Below are 14222 nucleotides of genomic sequence, written 5' to 3'. Positions count from 1 at the left end.
GACGGCGCGCCACAGCCCTAGAAGGGGTGCGAACTTCCGTGGTGATTTGGCCGGTCGGCTTGCAGCCACGTTAAACAACTTGCTAAAGGGCCGTTTGCATCCTGTAACCGGCTTTGCGACTGCAATGCCGGTTTTTTGTTGTCCGCCCCGGCCGGACACCCGTATCGGCATCGACTTTCGACAAGCGCGATGCGTGGGCTCAAAGTGTGAGATGGATGTCATGGCCGTTCTGCGCGCCCGCAAAACCAACAACGAGGTCGACCAGCCGTCGAGCCCGGTTTTGCGTTTTGGATCCGACAAGCCGCTCAAGCTGGACGCCGGCACGCTGCTGTCACCGTTCCAGATCGCCTACCAGACCTACGGCACGCTGAACGATGCCCGCTCCAACGCCATCCTCGTCTGCCATGCACTGACCGGAGACCAGCACGTCGCCAGCACCAATCCGGTGACCGGCAAGCCTGGCTGGTGGGAAGTGCTGATCGGCCCCGGCAAGATCATCGACACCAATCGCTTCTTCGTCATCTGCTCCAACGTTATCGGCGGTTGCCTTGGGTCCACCGGTCCGGCCTCGACCAATCCCGCCACCGGCAAGCCCTACGGGCTTGACCTGCCCATTATCACCATTCGCGACATGGTGCGGGCGCAGCAGATGCTGATCGACCATTTCGGCATCGAGAAACTGTTTTGCGTGCTCGGCGGCTCGATGGGCGGCATGCAGGTGCTGGAATGGGCGTCGAGCTATCCGGAGCGCGTCTTCTCGGCGCTGCCGATCGCCACCGGCGCGCGCCATTCCTCGCAGAACATCGCCTTTCATGAGGTTGGCCGCCAGGCTGTCATGGCCGATCCGGACTGGCATGGCGGCAAATATTTCGAGCACGGTAAACGCCCGGAAAAGGGCCTGGCGGTGGCGCGCATGGCCGCCCACATCACTTACCTGTCGGAAGCCGCCCTGCACCGCAAGTTCGGCCGCAATCTGCAGGATCGCGAAGCGCTGACCTTCGGCTTTGACGCCGACTTCCAGATCGAAAGCTATCTGCGCCACCAGGGCATGACCTTCGTCGATCGCTTCGACGCCAATTCCTACCTCTACATGACGCGGTCGATGGACTATTTCGACCTTGCCGCCGACCATGGCGGCCGGCTGGCCGATGCTTTCGCCGGCACGAAAACCCGCTTCTGCCTGGTGTCGTTCACCTCGGACTGGCTTTTTCCGACCGAGGAGAGCCGCTCGATCGTGCATGCGCTCAACGCCGCCGGAGCATCGGTATCCTTCGTCGAGATCGAGACCGACCGCGGCCACGACGCATTCCTGCTCGACGAGCCGGAACTGTTTGCCGCCATCAACGGCTTCATCGGCTCGGCCGCCAGGGCGAGAGGGCTGGGCCTATGAGCGTCAACCGCGACCAGCGCGTCGACCTTGAAGTCGTCGCCAACCTCATCCCACCACAGTCGCGCGTGCTCGATGTCGGCTCGGGCGACGGCTCGCTGCTCGAATTGCTGCAGGACAGCAAGCAGGTCGACGGCCGTGGGCTCGAGCTGTCGCAGCGCGGCGTCAACGAATGCGTGGCGCGCGGCCTCTCGGTCATCCAGGGCGATGCCGACAAGGATCTCGAATTCTATCCCGACAAGGGCTTTGACTTCGTCGTCCTCTCGCAGACGCTGCAGGCCACCCGCAACCCGAAGCTGGTGCTCGACGAACTGCTCAGGATCGGCAATCGCGCCATCGTCTCCTTCCCCAATTTCGGCCATTGGCGTGTGCGTCTGTCACTGTTCGTCAACGGCCGCATGCCGGTGACCAAGGACCTGCCCTATTCCTGGTACGACACGCCCAACATCCACTTCTGCACCATCCGCGACTTCGTCAATCTGTGCGACGAGCTCGGCGCGACCGTCGAGAAGGCAACCGCTCTCGACGCCAACGGCCAGAAGATCGGCCTGTCGATGCCGTGGTGGTTCTGGAACTTCTTCGGCCAGCAGGCAGTGTTCCTGCTGAAACGGCAGTAGCCGCAAGCTAATCGAGGATGTCCGTGGCCTTGTGCGGATGTTCGACGCCGTCAGCAAACACCACGTCGGCCTCCGAATTGTCCGTGCGCAGCGCCAGAATCGCTTGATAGGCGGGCGAATTGTACCAGCCATGCACATGCTGCCTGTCGGGAAATTCGATGATGACCAGATGGCCCGGCCAGTTGTTCTCGATCACCTCGACATCGCCGCCATGGACCAGAAAACGGCCGCCGAAAGGTTCCAGCGTGGCATCGATCTTGTGCAGGTATTCGATGATCTGCGGGCCCATCGTGGCTTGGCGCATATGGGCGACGGCGTAAGCGGTCATAAGTGCACTCCCTTTCAATCGAAGCCGATTGCCGGCTCCGAAGGCACAGATTGCCAAGGGTTGTGACAGAATTCGATTACCCCAAAAGTAATAAGAATGAGATGAGGCGATCAAGACGAATCGGCCTGCGCGATCCTGAGGCGGTTTCCAGTCTCCGGCCCTCAGGGTGTTGCCGTTGAGACGCAAGGTTGCGAATTCGGGGTTGCGGACGGATTGAACTCTGCAACCAGATGATGACACGGGAGCATGTTTTTCGTAGCGTCATGCCGGACGCGATGCCGAGCGAAGCACGGAGCGGGGAACCTGACCTATTCGATCGTTGTCGAAATGGAAAACGCCAAGTCCATCAATGAAGATGAGATCGGCGTTTCGTTCAGCGCTTTGGCACGGGAAATAAAAGCCGTGACGACAACCGGTCAATACCTGAAACCGGAGGTCATCGTCGTTCACAGCGGACCAGATACCGACACACCGATTCTCCGGCATCGTCTCACCGAAATTGTTCCGCAACTTGGCATGGCAGCAAATACGGTCTTCAGCGCCTGCACAGGCGGCCGGTACTATGAGGTCAAGAACGCAGGCGCCGCGTTGGCCAAGGGCGACATCGTCATTTTCTGCGATTCCGATACAGTGATCGAAGACGGCTGGCTGTCGGCACTTCTCAAACCGCTCCAAGATCCGAAGACGATCGCCGTGAACGGTTACACCTATCTCGGCTGTGACGATTTCGCTTCGCGGACCTTTGCGCTTCTGTGGTTCTTCCCGCTGCGTGATGGTGATCGACGCTTTGCCTCCAAGCGCGCGATGAACGCCAACAATTGCGCCTTCCGCAGAAGCTGGTTAGCCGGCCATCCCTTTCCGGCCAGCAATGGATTCAAGGTTTCTTGCACGTTGCTCACCAGCCAGTTACGAGCAAGCGGGCATGATTTTGTCAGAGTCGATGCCCGGGCCAGCCATGATCCTCCGCGCGGTTGGCGGTTTTTCTTTTGGCGTGCCCTGGTCACCGGGCGCGATGCGGACCGGAAATATGTGGCACTGGCATCGCCATCCCAAGCCGCGCGAGTGCTGAAGGCGACAAGACGTTGGTTTTCGACATCCTGGAAAGTGGGCGGGCGTATTCTGACGCATGCAACTCGGCTCGGAATGCCGGCATGGCAGATCCCGTTTGCACTGATCGTCGGATTGGCCTTTTGCGCGCTGGTTTTTTGTGCACAAGCGGCCATGGCCCTTGGGCTGGTTCGGGACAAGGTTGAAAACGTGCCCCTCTACGTGGGACATAGCTGAAGCACTATGGTCAAAATGGGCAAAACCATCGAACCGACACCTCTCATCACGGTCATTACGCCGACCCACAACCGACGCGAAACGGTGTTGCGCGCCGTGGAAAGCGTACTCTCCCAGAGCATGTCGAGGCTTGAGCACATTGTCGTCGACGATGGTTCGACCGATGGGACCGAATCGGCGCTGGCCCGCATCCAGGACCCGCGGCTGATCTATGTCGGGGCGAAATGGCGAGGCGCCAACGCAGCCAGGAATGCCGGCATCGAGCGCGCGCGGGCACCGTTGGTGACGTTCCTCGATTCGGACGACATCTACATGCCGCACCGGCTCGAACGAACCCTGACCTGGTTCGAGGAAAATCCTGTACTGCAAGTGCTGATCAGTTCGTTCGTGTCCCTGAAAGGCAGTCGCATCACAAACTGCGTCAACCCCGAGGCGTTCGTGAGCCCCGCAATGCTTGAGCGGACGCTGGTTGGGCAGACCATCTTCATTGCCGGCTCCGCGATCACGGCTCGCCGCGAAGCCTTGCTGGCCATCGGCGGCTACGACAGCGACATCACCCGCATGCAGGATCGCGAATTGCTGCTGCGCCTTGCCCGGCGCTTCGGTGCGCAGTTGTCCAGGGATCTGGACTGGACGAAATACAATTCGGAGAACTCGATTTCCGGCCGCCGTGACGGCTATGTCGAGGCCTATGCGAACCTGATGGGCAAACATCCGCATATTGCCCATGCCTACCCGCACATTCCGCCTTACATGATCTCGCGGCAACTCATCGCCGACATCCTGCGAGGCAGGATACCGGAGGCATTTCAGGGCTACATGGCCAACCGTTCATCCAAAACGCTTGGCTATTCGCTGCCGGAATTGATGCAAGGCTATGTCCACGGCCGGCGCTGGCGCCGCGATCTCTCCAACGAGTTTCGCAATCAATTTGGTGCCCGGCCCGCTTAAACCGAGAGGGATTCCGGGAAATTGTGGAACGGTTTTCCCTCCGGATCGCGTTAACCCCTCTGTCGAGAGCTCAACGGTCAAGTTCGGGAAAATACGGATCCGATAGAAACCGCCTGTCCCGTTCGCCTTGCAGGCAGTCTATCGGCGTCGCCGCGTCGATGGGGATGCTTCTCACCTCGTCCTGAATGCCGCTCACTTCCAGGAGCAGCTTGCGCCGGATGGCTGTCGAAAACTCGGCGGCGGCATAGATAGGCAGCACGAAGGAACCGGGTCCGCCGATCACGCACTGCGCATAATACTGGTCGAGATGGCTGAAGGTGGGCGACGGGCTGATCAGGATCGGCAGCCTGTTGACGACGATGCCTTTGGCAGTCGCCGCATCACGCGTCGCGGTGACCGGCGGCCCGATATTGTTCGGTCCGTCGCCCGAAATGTCGATGACGCTGCGTTCGCCCTGGAAAGACGTGCGGTCGAAAAGCTCGGTGCCGAAGGCCAGCGCGCCGGAAATCGAAGTGCCGCGAAAGCTGCGGAACGGGCGAGCCGCGACCTTGTCGGCAAAGCTGTTCGCGCTCTCGGCACTATCGATAATCTGCCAGCCGATGACCGCGTCGTCGCGCACCGTGCCGGCCCATTCGAAATAGGTCAGCGCTATGCGGCCCGTGGCGCCGGCGCGGACAGCCTTGATGAAGTCGGGATGCCGCAGCGCCTCGACATAACCGGCCCGCTGCAGGGCGAACTCCTTCTCGTCCATCGACAGCGAGATGTCGACCGCCAGCACCAGCTCGACGTCGACGGCGAGCGCATCCGCCGGCGAGGCCATCGGGGCAGCCTGGGCGCAGGCAAGACAGGCAAGCAGGCGCAGGGCATGAAGCATGGCCGTCGCCAGGGTTGTTTCTCCCGAGGAGCTTCCCTCGCGATCGCGGCAAAATAAAGCTTTGCTTCCCCCGCCCGGAAATCAGCTCATTTCTTGCGACGAGCGGCGGCTGGCGGCGGTTCGATCGCGCCGGCCCTGACGCGGGCGGGCTTCAGGGCTGGCGCACCGGAATCCTTGACGATCGTCAACGCGCGCGGGAAGAAGTGGTTGTTGTGCTGGCCGCGCCCGATGTTGAGGATCGCTGTCCCCGGCAAACGCTTCTCGAGCATCGACAGCACGCGTCTTAGCGATGGGCCGTCGAACGCATCCAGCGCCTCGTCGATTATCACCCATTTCGGCTGCCGCAACGCGAGCCTGGCGAAGGCCAGCGAGCGTTGTTCGTCATCGCCCAACTCATGGTCCCAACGCCCCGCACGGTCGAGCGATGAGGACAGCCGTCCCAGACCGACCTCGGCCAGCACCGCCGAAATGTCGGCATCGTTCGCCGGCGCGGGCCCGTTCGGGTGATCGAGGACTTCGCGCAACGTGCCGACCGGAAAATAAGGCACGCGCGGCACGAATATGGGGGTTTCTCCCGACGGCAGGCCGATCCGGCCGCTTCCCCATGGCCACAGGCCGGCAATGGCACGAAAGAACAGCGTCTTGCCCGCACCGGGGTCGCCGGTGATCATGACGCGCTCGCCGGGGCGGATTTCGACATGCGGATCGGCGAGTCTGGTGCAACCCTCCGGCGAGGTCACTTCGAGCTTCTCGAAAGTCAGGCTGCCATCGACGTTTTGGCCGAAGGCGATGCGCTTTTCCGTGTCGTGCAGCGCATCGGTTTCATCGAGCGCGATGCGGAAATCGGCCACGCGCATCAGCGTGGCGCGCCAATCGGCGATGCTGCCGATGTTGTTGATGAACCAGCGCAAGGAAGAGTGGACCTGGTTGAAGGCGCCGACCGCCATCATCAGCCCGCCAAAGCTGATATCACCTGAGAAATAGACCGGCGAAGCGACCAGTATGGGCGCCACGACGGTGATCCAGCCATAGGTGTCGGTCACCCAGGACAGGTTGATCTGGGCGGTGTAGATGCGCCGCATGGCACCCAGCACCGTGCCGAGATCGAGTTCGAGCCGCCGCCTTGCGTCGGCCTCGCCATGATACAACGCAATGGCATCGACATTCTCGTTGACGCGCACCATCGAGGAGCGCAGCTCGGCTTCGCGTGTATAGCGGTCGCTGTTCAGGCGGATGAGCGGGCGCCCGACCAGCCAGCTCAGCCAGGAAGCGATGCCGGCGTAAAGGATAGCGGCCCAGACCATGTAGCCCGGTATGGCCAGCGAGGTCCCGCCGATGTGGAACACGAAGCCCGAGGACAGCTCCCACAGCACCCCGACGAAGGACACGAGCAGGATGCACGACTGCAGCAGCCCGACGCCGAGATCGGTTGACAGGTCGGACAGATGCGCGGCGTCCTGCTGCATGCGCTGGTCGGGATTGACGCCGATGGCGCCGGCATTGGCCAACCGGAAGGCGCGCGCCGGCCGCATCCACTGATCGATCAGATCCAGCGTCAGCGCCTCGCGCAGTTTGAGCCTGATCATCTGGTTGAGCCAGGTCTGGCCGATATTGAGCACCAGCAGCCCGCCGGCGATCATCGCGAAGACGAGGAGCTGGTGCAGGAAGGCCGCCATGTCGCGGCGCGCAAGCGCATCGTAGAAAGGCTGGTTCCAGCGGTTGAGCAGAACCTGGCCGATCGACGTTGCGATGATCACGGCCATGATACCGACCGACGTCCACAGCAACCATTTGCGAACCGGCGATCCCGCCAGCGCCCGCCGGATCGTCGCCACCTGATCGCGCAGGCTGCTGGCTTCGACCGCCACCGCAACCGGCTGAACGACGGCGGCATTGTCCGGTTGATCAGCCATGGCCGAGGTCCTTGCGTCAGTGCCGAAACCGGATGGAGAAATTTGCCAGGCGTTCGTATGGGCTGCCGGATGGCCTGTCGGTCCACTTGCGACAGATAGGCCGGGAAACGACGTCAGGCACGTTTGCCGTGATCACGAAGCCGTCACCCGCGCAGCCGAGGGCTCGGCATCGGCTTTGTGACGGCCAAGCCGGGTGGCGCCATGCGGCGACAGCACCGGCACGAAGACGCGGCGCGAGGCGCGCTGGACGACGGGCACGCCTTGATAGAGCCGTTTCTGCGCCTCGACGACGATGACGCCGGAAAAGATCGGCCACAGCCGCCGGCCGGCGCGCTCCAGCACATTGTGGAAGCGCATCATGAAACGGCGCCTCGACGGCGGAAAGAACAGCGCATCGGACCAGGCGGCGGGCGTGAAATTCGCCTCGCGCAGCAATTCGGTAAGCTGGCCGCGCGAAAAGGGCCGGCCATTGCCGAATGGGGTGTGCTCGAAGCGCGCCCAGACACCGCGCCGGTTGGGCACGACGATGACCACCCGGCCAGCCGGCGACAGCACGCGCCAGATCTCGTTCAGCGTCTCACGCGGGTTCTCGACATGTTCGAGCGAATGGACGAGCAGCATGCGGTCGATGCAGGAATCGACCAGCGGCAGTTCCTCGTCGAAGACCAGTGCCGTCGCCGTCGGCCCTGTCGCCGGCCACACCACCGCGCCTTGCGTTGCCGGCATGAAGGCAAAGACCCGCTCGGCATCGGTGCCGAACCGCTCCAGCCAGGGCAAGGTGTAACCCAGACCAACCAGCCGCTCGTTGGGTACCGCTGCCCATATCGACGACAACGCCATGGTGATCGAACGCTCGGCGAAACGGCCGAGTGTTGTCGAATAGAAGGAGCGAAGATCGACGATGTCGGAATGCATGGCAGGGATGTAGCCGTGATATCGGCGGGTTTCAACAAAAGGCCGCGACATCTGACATTCCGAGATGTCATTCGACATCCGGGATGACATCCACGCGCCGGCGCCCTATGTCTGCGGCCATAAACGGAGAGATGCGATGCCGGTCGAAATCGAACAGTTCATGTGCCGCAGCGACAATTTCGGCGTGCTGGTGCATGATCCCAAAAGCGGCCAGACCGCGATCATCGACGCGCCCGAGGAAGCGCCTATCCTGGCAGCGATAAAGCGCACTGGCTGGACGCCGACGACGATCCTGACCACGCATCATCACATGGATCACGTCGAGGCCAATCTGGCGCTGAAGGAGCGCTTCAAGCTGCGCATCGTCGGCCCGGAAGCGGAAAAGGCCAAGATCCCCGGCATCGACGAGACCGTCGAAGACGGCTCGGTTCTCCATCTTGGCGATGAAAAGATCGAAGTCATCGCCACGCCCGGCCACACCGCCGGCCACGTTTCCTATTATTTGCCGGCGTCGGGTGTGGCGTTCACCGCCGACACGCTGTTTGCGCTGGGTTGCGGACGGCTGTTCGAATGCAAGCCGCCGGTGATGTATGAATCGCTGAAGAAGCTGGCTGCACTTCCAGCTGAAACGGCCATCTATTGCGGCCACGAGTATACGCTCTCCAACGCCCGTTTCGCGCTGACCGTCGACCCGACCAATTCGGCATTGAAGGAACGCGCCGCCAGGATCGAAAAGCTGCGCGCCGACAACAAGCCGACGCTGCCGACGACGATCGGCGAAGAGCTGTCGACCAATCCCTTCCTGCGCTGGCACGATCCGGCGATCCGCAAGCATCTGGGGCTGGAGAAAGCTTCGGACGCCGAGGTCTTTGCCGAAATCCGCAAGCGCAAGGACAATTTCTAGGCCCGGTAGTGTCGTCGCCATGACCAGCTCCGCAGAAATTATCGCGACGCTCGGGCTGAAGCCGCATCCGGAAGGCGGCTGGTATGCCGAGACCTTTCGCGATGGCACCGGCGGCGCGCGCGGCCATTCGACTGCCATCTATTTCCTGCTTGAGGAGCATCAGGTTTCGGCCTGGCACCGGGTCAAGGATGCCGCCGAGGTCTGGCATTTCCATGCCGGCGCACCGCTGGCGCTCTCGATGTGGGAAGAAGGCAGCGCCCTTGTAGAGCAAGTCCTCGGCATCGATCTCGCAGCCGGTGAGCGGCCTCAGATCGTCGTGCCGGCAGGCTGGTGGCAGTCGGCGCGCAGCCTGGGCGAATGGACGCTGGTCGGCTGCACCGTCGCGCCGGGCTTCGAGTTTGCCGCCTTTGAGCTGGCCGAACCCGGCTGGCAGCCGAAACAACCCTAACTCAATAAGAACCCAAATTTAGCAGGAACCCAAGTGTCGTCGCGAGCTGGGCGGCGTAGTACAGCGCCCAGACGGCGAGGCGCATCCAGGCGCGGTGGGGCGAGATGGCGGCGACAAGGAATTTCTCGGTGGCGAGCAGCCCGTCCGATACCATGAACAGCACGGCGCCACCGATCACCCACATATTGCTTGTTGTCAGCGCCGAGATGCCCATTGCCAGGATGGCGGCGATATAGACGGTGATCGGGATACGCAGGCCGGGACCGACGCGACGCCACAGCGCCGCCAGCATGATGACCACGAACACCGCCATGGCGAGCGCGATCGCACCGCGCCACGGCTCGGCGCCAAGCACTCCCAATCCGCCACCGCTGCGCAGGAACAGCGCGACATAGACGATGTGGGCGACGAGAAAACTGGCCAGCCCGCCGAGAAAGGCCTTTTCGCCGTCGCGCGACAGGAAGGCGTCGCCAGCGGCGCTGAGGGCGAGCGCGGCGACCAGCAGCAGCGGGCCGCCCTGTAGCCCGCCCAGAACGGCAAGCATCGCCACGGCAAGCGTCTTTGCCGCCGAGCGGGCGAGCGTCGGCGGCATGCCTAGCGTGAACGCATAGATCATCGCCGCCGCCAGCGAAAAAATCAGTGTCGCATTGGCATTGGCGTCGATACCGCCCGCAAACGGCATCGTCATGCCCGGCTCCGCCTTTGGATGCCCCGGGCTCCGCCTTCGGATGACCCGGCTCGGCTCTCGGTCGCCGCAGGCTTGCGCAGGAACAGGGATTTTGCGGCGAGCGCCGCGCCGCCGGTGATGAGCACGCAGGCGGCGAGGATGCGCAGCGACGGCTCGGCGACGCCGGCCGCGATCAGCACCAGCGTCGACAACAGCGGTGCGGCGTAGCTTGCGGCACCCAACACCTGGATGTTGCCGCGCTTGACGCCGATGTCCCAGGCATAGAAGGCAGCGCCCACCGGCATCAGGCCAAGACCAAGCACCGCCAGCCACTGGCCGGCGCCGACGGGCAGAACGGTCTGTTCCAGCGCCAGGTGGCAGGCGAGCGACAGCACCGCGGTGGCAGCACAGAACCAGGTGACGATGCTGGTCGGCACCGACGGGAAGCGCCGCGACAACAACGAATAGGACGACCACAGGACGGCGCAGACGGCAGCCATGGCATAGCCGAAGGAATAGCGGGCGTCGAAGGCCAGCCCGCCACCCTTGGTGACGATCAGCACGGTGCCGGCAAGGCCGAGCAGCGCGCCGACGACATGGTTCCACGCCAGTTTTTCGCCCGGCATCAGCGCCGAGCCGAGCACGATCAGCAGCGGCCACAGATAGGCGATCAGGCTCGCCTCCACCGCCGGCGCATTGCGCAGCGCGGTGAAATAGAAGAAGTGGTAGCCGAACAGGCCGGCAATGCCGATCAGCCACACCTGCGGCGGTATCTTCTGGCTCTTGTCGGGTGCCGGCATGAACAGCCGCGCGATGAGCCCGACCCCGGTGCCGATCGAGAAGGTGATCGCCGACAAGAGGAACGGCGGCACCTGGCCCGACGCATCGGTGAGCAGTGCGAGCAACGCCCACATGGCGACCGCCGAAAAGCCGATCAGTGTTGCGCGCCCCATTCTGTCTCCAGTGGCGCGCCAATTCCGCGCCTGGCTATTGTACGGCTTCGAAACGCCCGGCGCTGATGGTCAAGGTGCCGATCTGCGTGCCCACCGTGGCACGGATCGGCGCATATACGCCGGTTTGGCCGAGCGGTGCAAACGTCACCATCATGCGGCTTTTGTTCTTGAGATAGTTGAGCGCCTTGCGGCCCTTGCGATAACCCGCCACCGGCTCGAAGCCCATCTGGCAGGTGACGGTGTCGCCCTTGTAGCCTGGGACCGAGATCGTGCCTTTCGACGCGTAGGTCAACGTCAGGTCGGCACGCATCTCGCCGTCATAGAACTTCACCGTGCGGCCGCAGACCTGGTCGAGACTGTCGGCATGAATGACGGTGGCGGCCATGGGATCGAGCACCGACGCCAGGTCGCCGGCACCGAGCGGTACCCAGTTCTTGGGGTCGCGTTTGCCCGGCGCCGGCACGACCTTCGTCGAGGTGACCCTGCCATTGGCAAAGCGGATATCGACAACCGATGCCTTCTTGCCGGAGGTGTAATCGGCGCGGAATGCCTGCGGCACCATCTTCTTGCCCGCGATCGTGCCTTTGGATGAGATCGTGCCGCGCGTATCGTCGAACAGCTTGGCGAGGCCGGCTGCGGTGACACTGCCTTGGATCGCGTAGGCGCCGTTCTCATAGCGGCTGGAAAACGTTGATTTCGCTATCGAAAGGCCGAGGAACGACACTGTGTACTCGCCCTTGAACGACTGCGGCGAGGCAGCAGACGCGGCGGACGGCAAAGCTATGGCAAGCATGGCAACAAGGGCATGTGGCGAACGAAGCATGGCGGGATCGGGTCCTTGATTTTCGGCCGGAGGCGGGCAACTCCGGTCTGGCATGTCCCTATGGAACCGCTTATAGGATGAATTCCGGCCTTAATATGAAATGCCGGGCGTGTCCGCAGGCAAGCTGGAGCTTGACGCCTCGGCGAAATGCAACTATGGAACGCCAACTTTTTCCATAAGGCCGCCTGACCAGAACCGCGCGCCACCCGGCGTGGGCTTGAGTGTTTGGCAGACCCCGAGAACTGAAGGTTAGAACAATGTCCCGCACCTGCGAACTCACTGCCAAGGCAGTCATGTCCGGCAACAATGTGAGCCACGCCAACAACAAGACCAAGCGTCGCTTCCTGCCGAACCTCGTCAATGTGACGCTGATTTCGGAAGCGCTGAACCAGAACGTGCGTCTTCGCATTTCGGCCAACGCGCTGCGTTCGGTCGAACATCGCGGCGGCCTCGACGCCTTCCTGGCCAAGGCCGACGTCAAGGAATTGTCGCAGCGCGCCCGTTTGCTGAAGAAGCAGATCGCCAAGAAGACCGCCGAACAGGCTGCCGCTTAAAACAGTTCAAAGGCGGGGGACGACCGCCCTGGCCAACCTCTTGTTGGCCTCTGGCCGACCTCTTGTTGGCCTAGGCATCGGATCGAAGCCGCAAGGTTTCGGCAACCCGATGCTTAAATTACGAAGCTAGCGTAATCCGATTTCGGAATACGTTCCGCTGGTTCCATTACCCAGGATAAAAAAATGACTTTCTTCTCGCGATACTTGCCCTTCGTGGCCGCCATGACGCTTGTCGTCGTGGCATCGAACATTCTCGTGCAATTCCCGATGCAGGGCCAGATCGGCGGCCTCTCGCTGGCCGACCTTCTGACCTGGGGGGCCTTCACCTATCCCTTCTCGTTTCTGGTCACCGACCTCGCCAACCGCCGTTACGGCCCCACTGTGGCGCGCCGGATCGTCTTTGTCGGCTTCATGACGGCGGTGATCTGCTCGATCCTTGTCCCGCCCTTCCTGTTCCGTCACGGCCTGATCGAATTCGAGACCGCCGCCGACCGGCTGGTGCGGATCGCGGCCGCGTCCGGAGCGGCGTTCCTTGCCGCGCAATTGCTCGATGTGACTGTCTTCAACCGGCTGCGCCGCCAGAGCTGGTGGCGGGCGCCGATCGTCGGCACGCTGGTCGGGTCGGTGTTCGACACAGCCGTGTTCTTCACCGTCGCGTTCTCGGCCGCCTTTGCCTTCGCTGGTCCCAACGACGGCTTTGCGTTGGAAAACGCACCCTTGATGGGCGTGTTCCATGTCGACGCGATGCGTTGGATCTCCTGGGCGCTGGGCGACCTCAGCGTGAAGCTGATCATCGCCGTGGTGGCGTTGATCCCCTACCGTCTGCTCGCGGCCCGCTGGAGCCAGCCCGCGGTTGCGGCTTAAACCATGATCCCGAAAAGTGGGACCCGATTTTCGGAAAAGATCATGGTCGGACAAAGATCATGATCCCGTGGGTTCAGCTCGATTCGGCAAAGACCCCGGACGGCGGACAAGAACTTCGCCTCAAGCGGCGCGGCACCGAATTCTCGATCATGCTGGGCACCAACGAGCTCATGAACAGCCGCCTCAGCGGTTCCGAGGAAGCGCTGGCAAAACTGTCCTGTGAGCGGATTGCCGGCCATAGCCGGCCCACAATCCTGATCGGTGGGCTTGGCATGGGTTTTACCTTGCGCGCCGCACTCACAGAATTGGCCAATGATGCCGGAATTGTCGTCGCCGAACTGGTGCCCGCCGTCGTCGCCTGGGCACGTGGCCCGATGGCCGAAATCTTTGACGGCTGTCTCGACGATCCTCGCGTCACCATCCAGGAAACCGATGTCGGGCAGTTGATCCGGTCGCGGCCCGCGGCCTGGGACGCCATCCTGCTCGATGTCGACAACGGCCCGGAAGGCATCGTCCACAAATCCAACGACGCACTTTACAGCGTGCAAGGCCTCGCAGCCGCACGCAGCGCCCTGAAACCCGGCGGCGTGCTGGCGGTGTGGTCGCAAGGCCCCGACAGCGGCTTCACGCGGCGGCTGAAGCAGGCAGGCTTCGCGGTCGAAGAGGTCAGTACGCGCGCCAACGGCAAGCGCGGCGCCCGCCATGTCATCTGGATCGCCAACAGGACGTAAGCCGGCTGG

Annotated in this window: 16 protein-coding genes and 1 riboswitch; of the genes, 9 read left to right on the top strand and 7 right to left on the bottom strand. The window is 62.7% G+C overall.

Annotated elements, in window-relative coordinates:
- Positions 1 to 28 precede the first annotated feature (28 nt).
- Positions 29 to 106: riboswitch (SAM riboswitch) on the top strand.
- A 114-nt stretch (positions 107 to 220) separates the two neighbouring features.
- Both EJ079_RS13185 and metW read left to right on the top strand, forming a co-directional pair.
- Positions 221 to 1390, top strand: coding sequence for a homoserine O-acetyltransferase (locus EJ079_RS13185; RefSeq protein WP_127271091.1), 1170 nt, complete (start codon positions 221 to 223; stop codon positions 1388 to 1390).
- Positions 1387 to 2004: a methionine biosynthesis protein MetW gene (gene metW / locus EJ079_RS13180; protein ID WP_127268377.1), complete on the top strand. Its 618-nt coding sequence runs from the start codon at positions 1387 to 1389 to the stop codon at positions 2002 to 2004. The genes EJ079_RS13185 and metW overlap by 4 nt, the downstream gene beginning before the upstream one ends.
- 7 nt (positions 2005 to 2011) lie before the next feature.
- On the opposite strand, the gene EJ079_RS13175 is transcribed toward metW, so the two are convergent.
- Positions 2012 to 2332, bottom strand: a complete 321-nt coding sequence (locus EJ079_RS13175) for a DUF1330 domain-containing protein (protein WP_127809187.1) — start codon at positions 2330 to 2332, stop codon at positions 2012 to 2014.
- A 327-nt stretch (positions 2333 to 2659) separates the two neighbouring features.
- Here EJ079_RS13175 and EJ079_RS13170 point away from each other — a divergent pair, with 327 nt between their 5' ends.
- On the top strand, positions 2660 to 3616 hold the full coding sequence (locus tag EJ079_RS13170) for a glycosyltransferase (protein WP_245481865.1): 957 nt from the start codon (positions 2660 to 2662) through the stop codon (positions 3614 to 3616).
- Between the two features lie 15 nt (positions 3617 to 3631).
- On the top strand, positions 3632 to 4567 hold the full coding sequence (locus EJ079_RS13165; protein WP_127396310.1) for a glycosyltransferase family A protein: 936 nt from the start codon (positions 3632 to 3634) through the stop codon (positions 4565 to 4567).
- Between the two features lie 70 nt (positions 4568 to 4637).
- On the opposite strand, the gene EJ079_RS13160 is transcribed toward EJ079_RS13165, so the two are convergent.
- The 3 genes from EJ079_RS13160 to EJ079_RS13150 all read right to left on the bottom strand — a co-directional run bounded on the left by EJ079_RS13160 (position 4638) and on the right by EJ079_RS13150 (position 8269).
- Complete coding sequence (locus tag EJ079_RS13160) at positions 4638 to 5441, bottom strand: DUF1194 domain-containing protein (RefSeq protein WP_127809185.1); 804 nt, start codon at positions 5439 to 5441, stop codon at positions 4638 to 4640.
- An 86-nt stretch (positions 5442 to 5527) separates the two neighbouring features.
- Entirely contained in the window at positions 5528 to 7354 is a 1827-nt protein-coding gene (locus EJ079_RS13155; RefSeq protein WP_127809184.1) for an ABC transporter ATP-binding protein/permease, read from the bottom strand.
- Between the two features lie 132 nt (positions 7355 to 7486).
- A complete protein-coding gene (locus tag EJ079_RS13150) occupies positions 7487 to 8269 on the bottom strand; it encodes a methyltransferase domain-containing protein (protein ID WP_127811338.1) in 783 nt (260 codons plus the stop codon).
- Positions 8270 to 8405: 136 nt separating this feature from the next.
- Between EJ079_RS13150 and gloB the strand changes: the two genes are divergently transcribed.
- Both gloB and EJ079_RS13140 read left to right on the top strand, forming a co-directional pair.
- On the top strand, positions 8406 to 9173 hold the full coding sequence (gene gloB / locus EJ079_RS13145; protein ID WP_127809183.1) for a hydroxyacylglutathione hydrolase: 768 nt from the start codon (positions 8406 to 8408) through the stop codon (positions 9171 to 9173).
- Positions 9174 to 9192: 19 nt separating this feature from the next.
- On the top strand, positions 9193 to 9621 hold the full coding sequence (locus tag EJ079_RS13140) for a cupin domain-containing protein (protein WP_127399013.1): 429 nt from the start codon (positions 9193 to 9195) through the stop codon (positions 9619 to 9621).
- 1 nt (position 9622) lies between these two features.
- Here the strand turns inward: EJ079_RS13140 and EJ079_RS13135 are convergent, their stop codons facing one another.
- From EJ079_RS13135 to EJ079_RS13125, 3 genes are read right to left on the bottom strand one after another with little or no spacing between them, the layout of a single operon-like run.
- A complete protein-coding gene (locus tag EJ079_RS13135) occupies positions 9623 to 10309 on the bottom strand; it encodes a lysoplasmalogenase family protein (RefSeq protein WP_127399012.1) in 687 nt (228 codons plus the stop codon).
- Positions 10306 to 11241, bottom strand: coding sequence for an EamA family transporter (locus tag EJ079_RS13130; RefSeq protein WP_127318422.1), 936 nt, complete (start codon positions 11239 to 11241; stop codon positions 10306 to 10308). Before EJ079_RS13130 ends, EJ079_RS13135 begins: the two co-directional genes overlap by 4 nt.
- Positions 11242 to 11275: 34 nt before the next feature.
- Positions 11276 to 12064: a DUF3108 domain-containing protein gene (locus tag EJ079_RS13125; protein WP_023811078.1), complete on the bottom strand. Its 789-nt coding sequence runs from the start codon at positions 12062 to 12064 to the stop codon at positions 11276 to 11278.
- A gap of 257 nt (positions 12065 to 12321) precedes the next feature.
- Here EJ079_RS13125 and rpmB point away from each other — a divergent pair, with 257 nt between their 5' ends.
- The 3 genes from rpmB to EJ079_RS13110 all read left to right on the top strand — a co-directional run bounded on the left by rpmB (position 12322) and on the right by EJ079_RS13110 (position 14213).
- Positions 12322 to 12618, top strand: a complete 297-nt coding sequence (gene rpmB / locus EJ079_RS13120) for a 50S ribosomal protein L28 (RefSeq protein ID WP_013529373.1) — start codon at positions 12322 to 12324, stop codon at positions 12616 to 12618.
- Between the two features lie 183 nt (positions 12619 to 12801).
- Positions 12802 to 13482, top strand: coding sequence for a queuosine precursor transporter (locus EJ079_RS13115; RefSeq protein ID WP_127266961.1), 681 nt, complete (start codon positions 12802 to 12804; stop codon positions 13480 to 13482).
- A 59-nt stretch (positions 13483 to 13541) separates the two neighbouring features.
- A complete protein-coding gene (locus EJ079_RS13110; RefSeq protein WP_127809182.1) occupies positions 13542 to 14213 on the top strand; it encodes a hypothetical protein in 672 nt (223 codons plus the stop codon).
- Positions 14214 to 14222 lie beyond the last annotated feature (9 nt).

It is taken from the genome of Mesorhizobium sp. M7A.F.Ce.TU.012.03.2.1, from assembly GCF_004006095.1.
Classification (GTDB): domain Bacteria; phylum Pseudomonadota; class Alphaproteobacteria; order Rhizobiales; family Rhizobiaceae; genus Mesorhizobium.
This window is presented reverse-complemented; position numbering and strand designations above follow the sequence as displayed.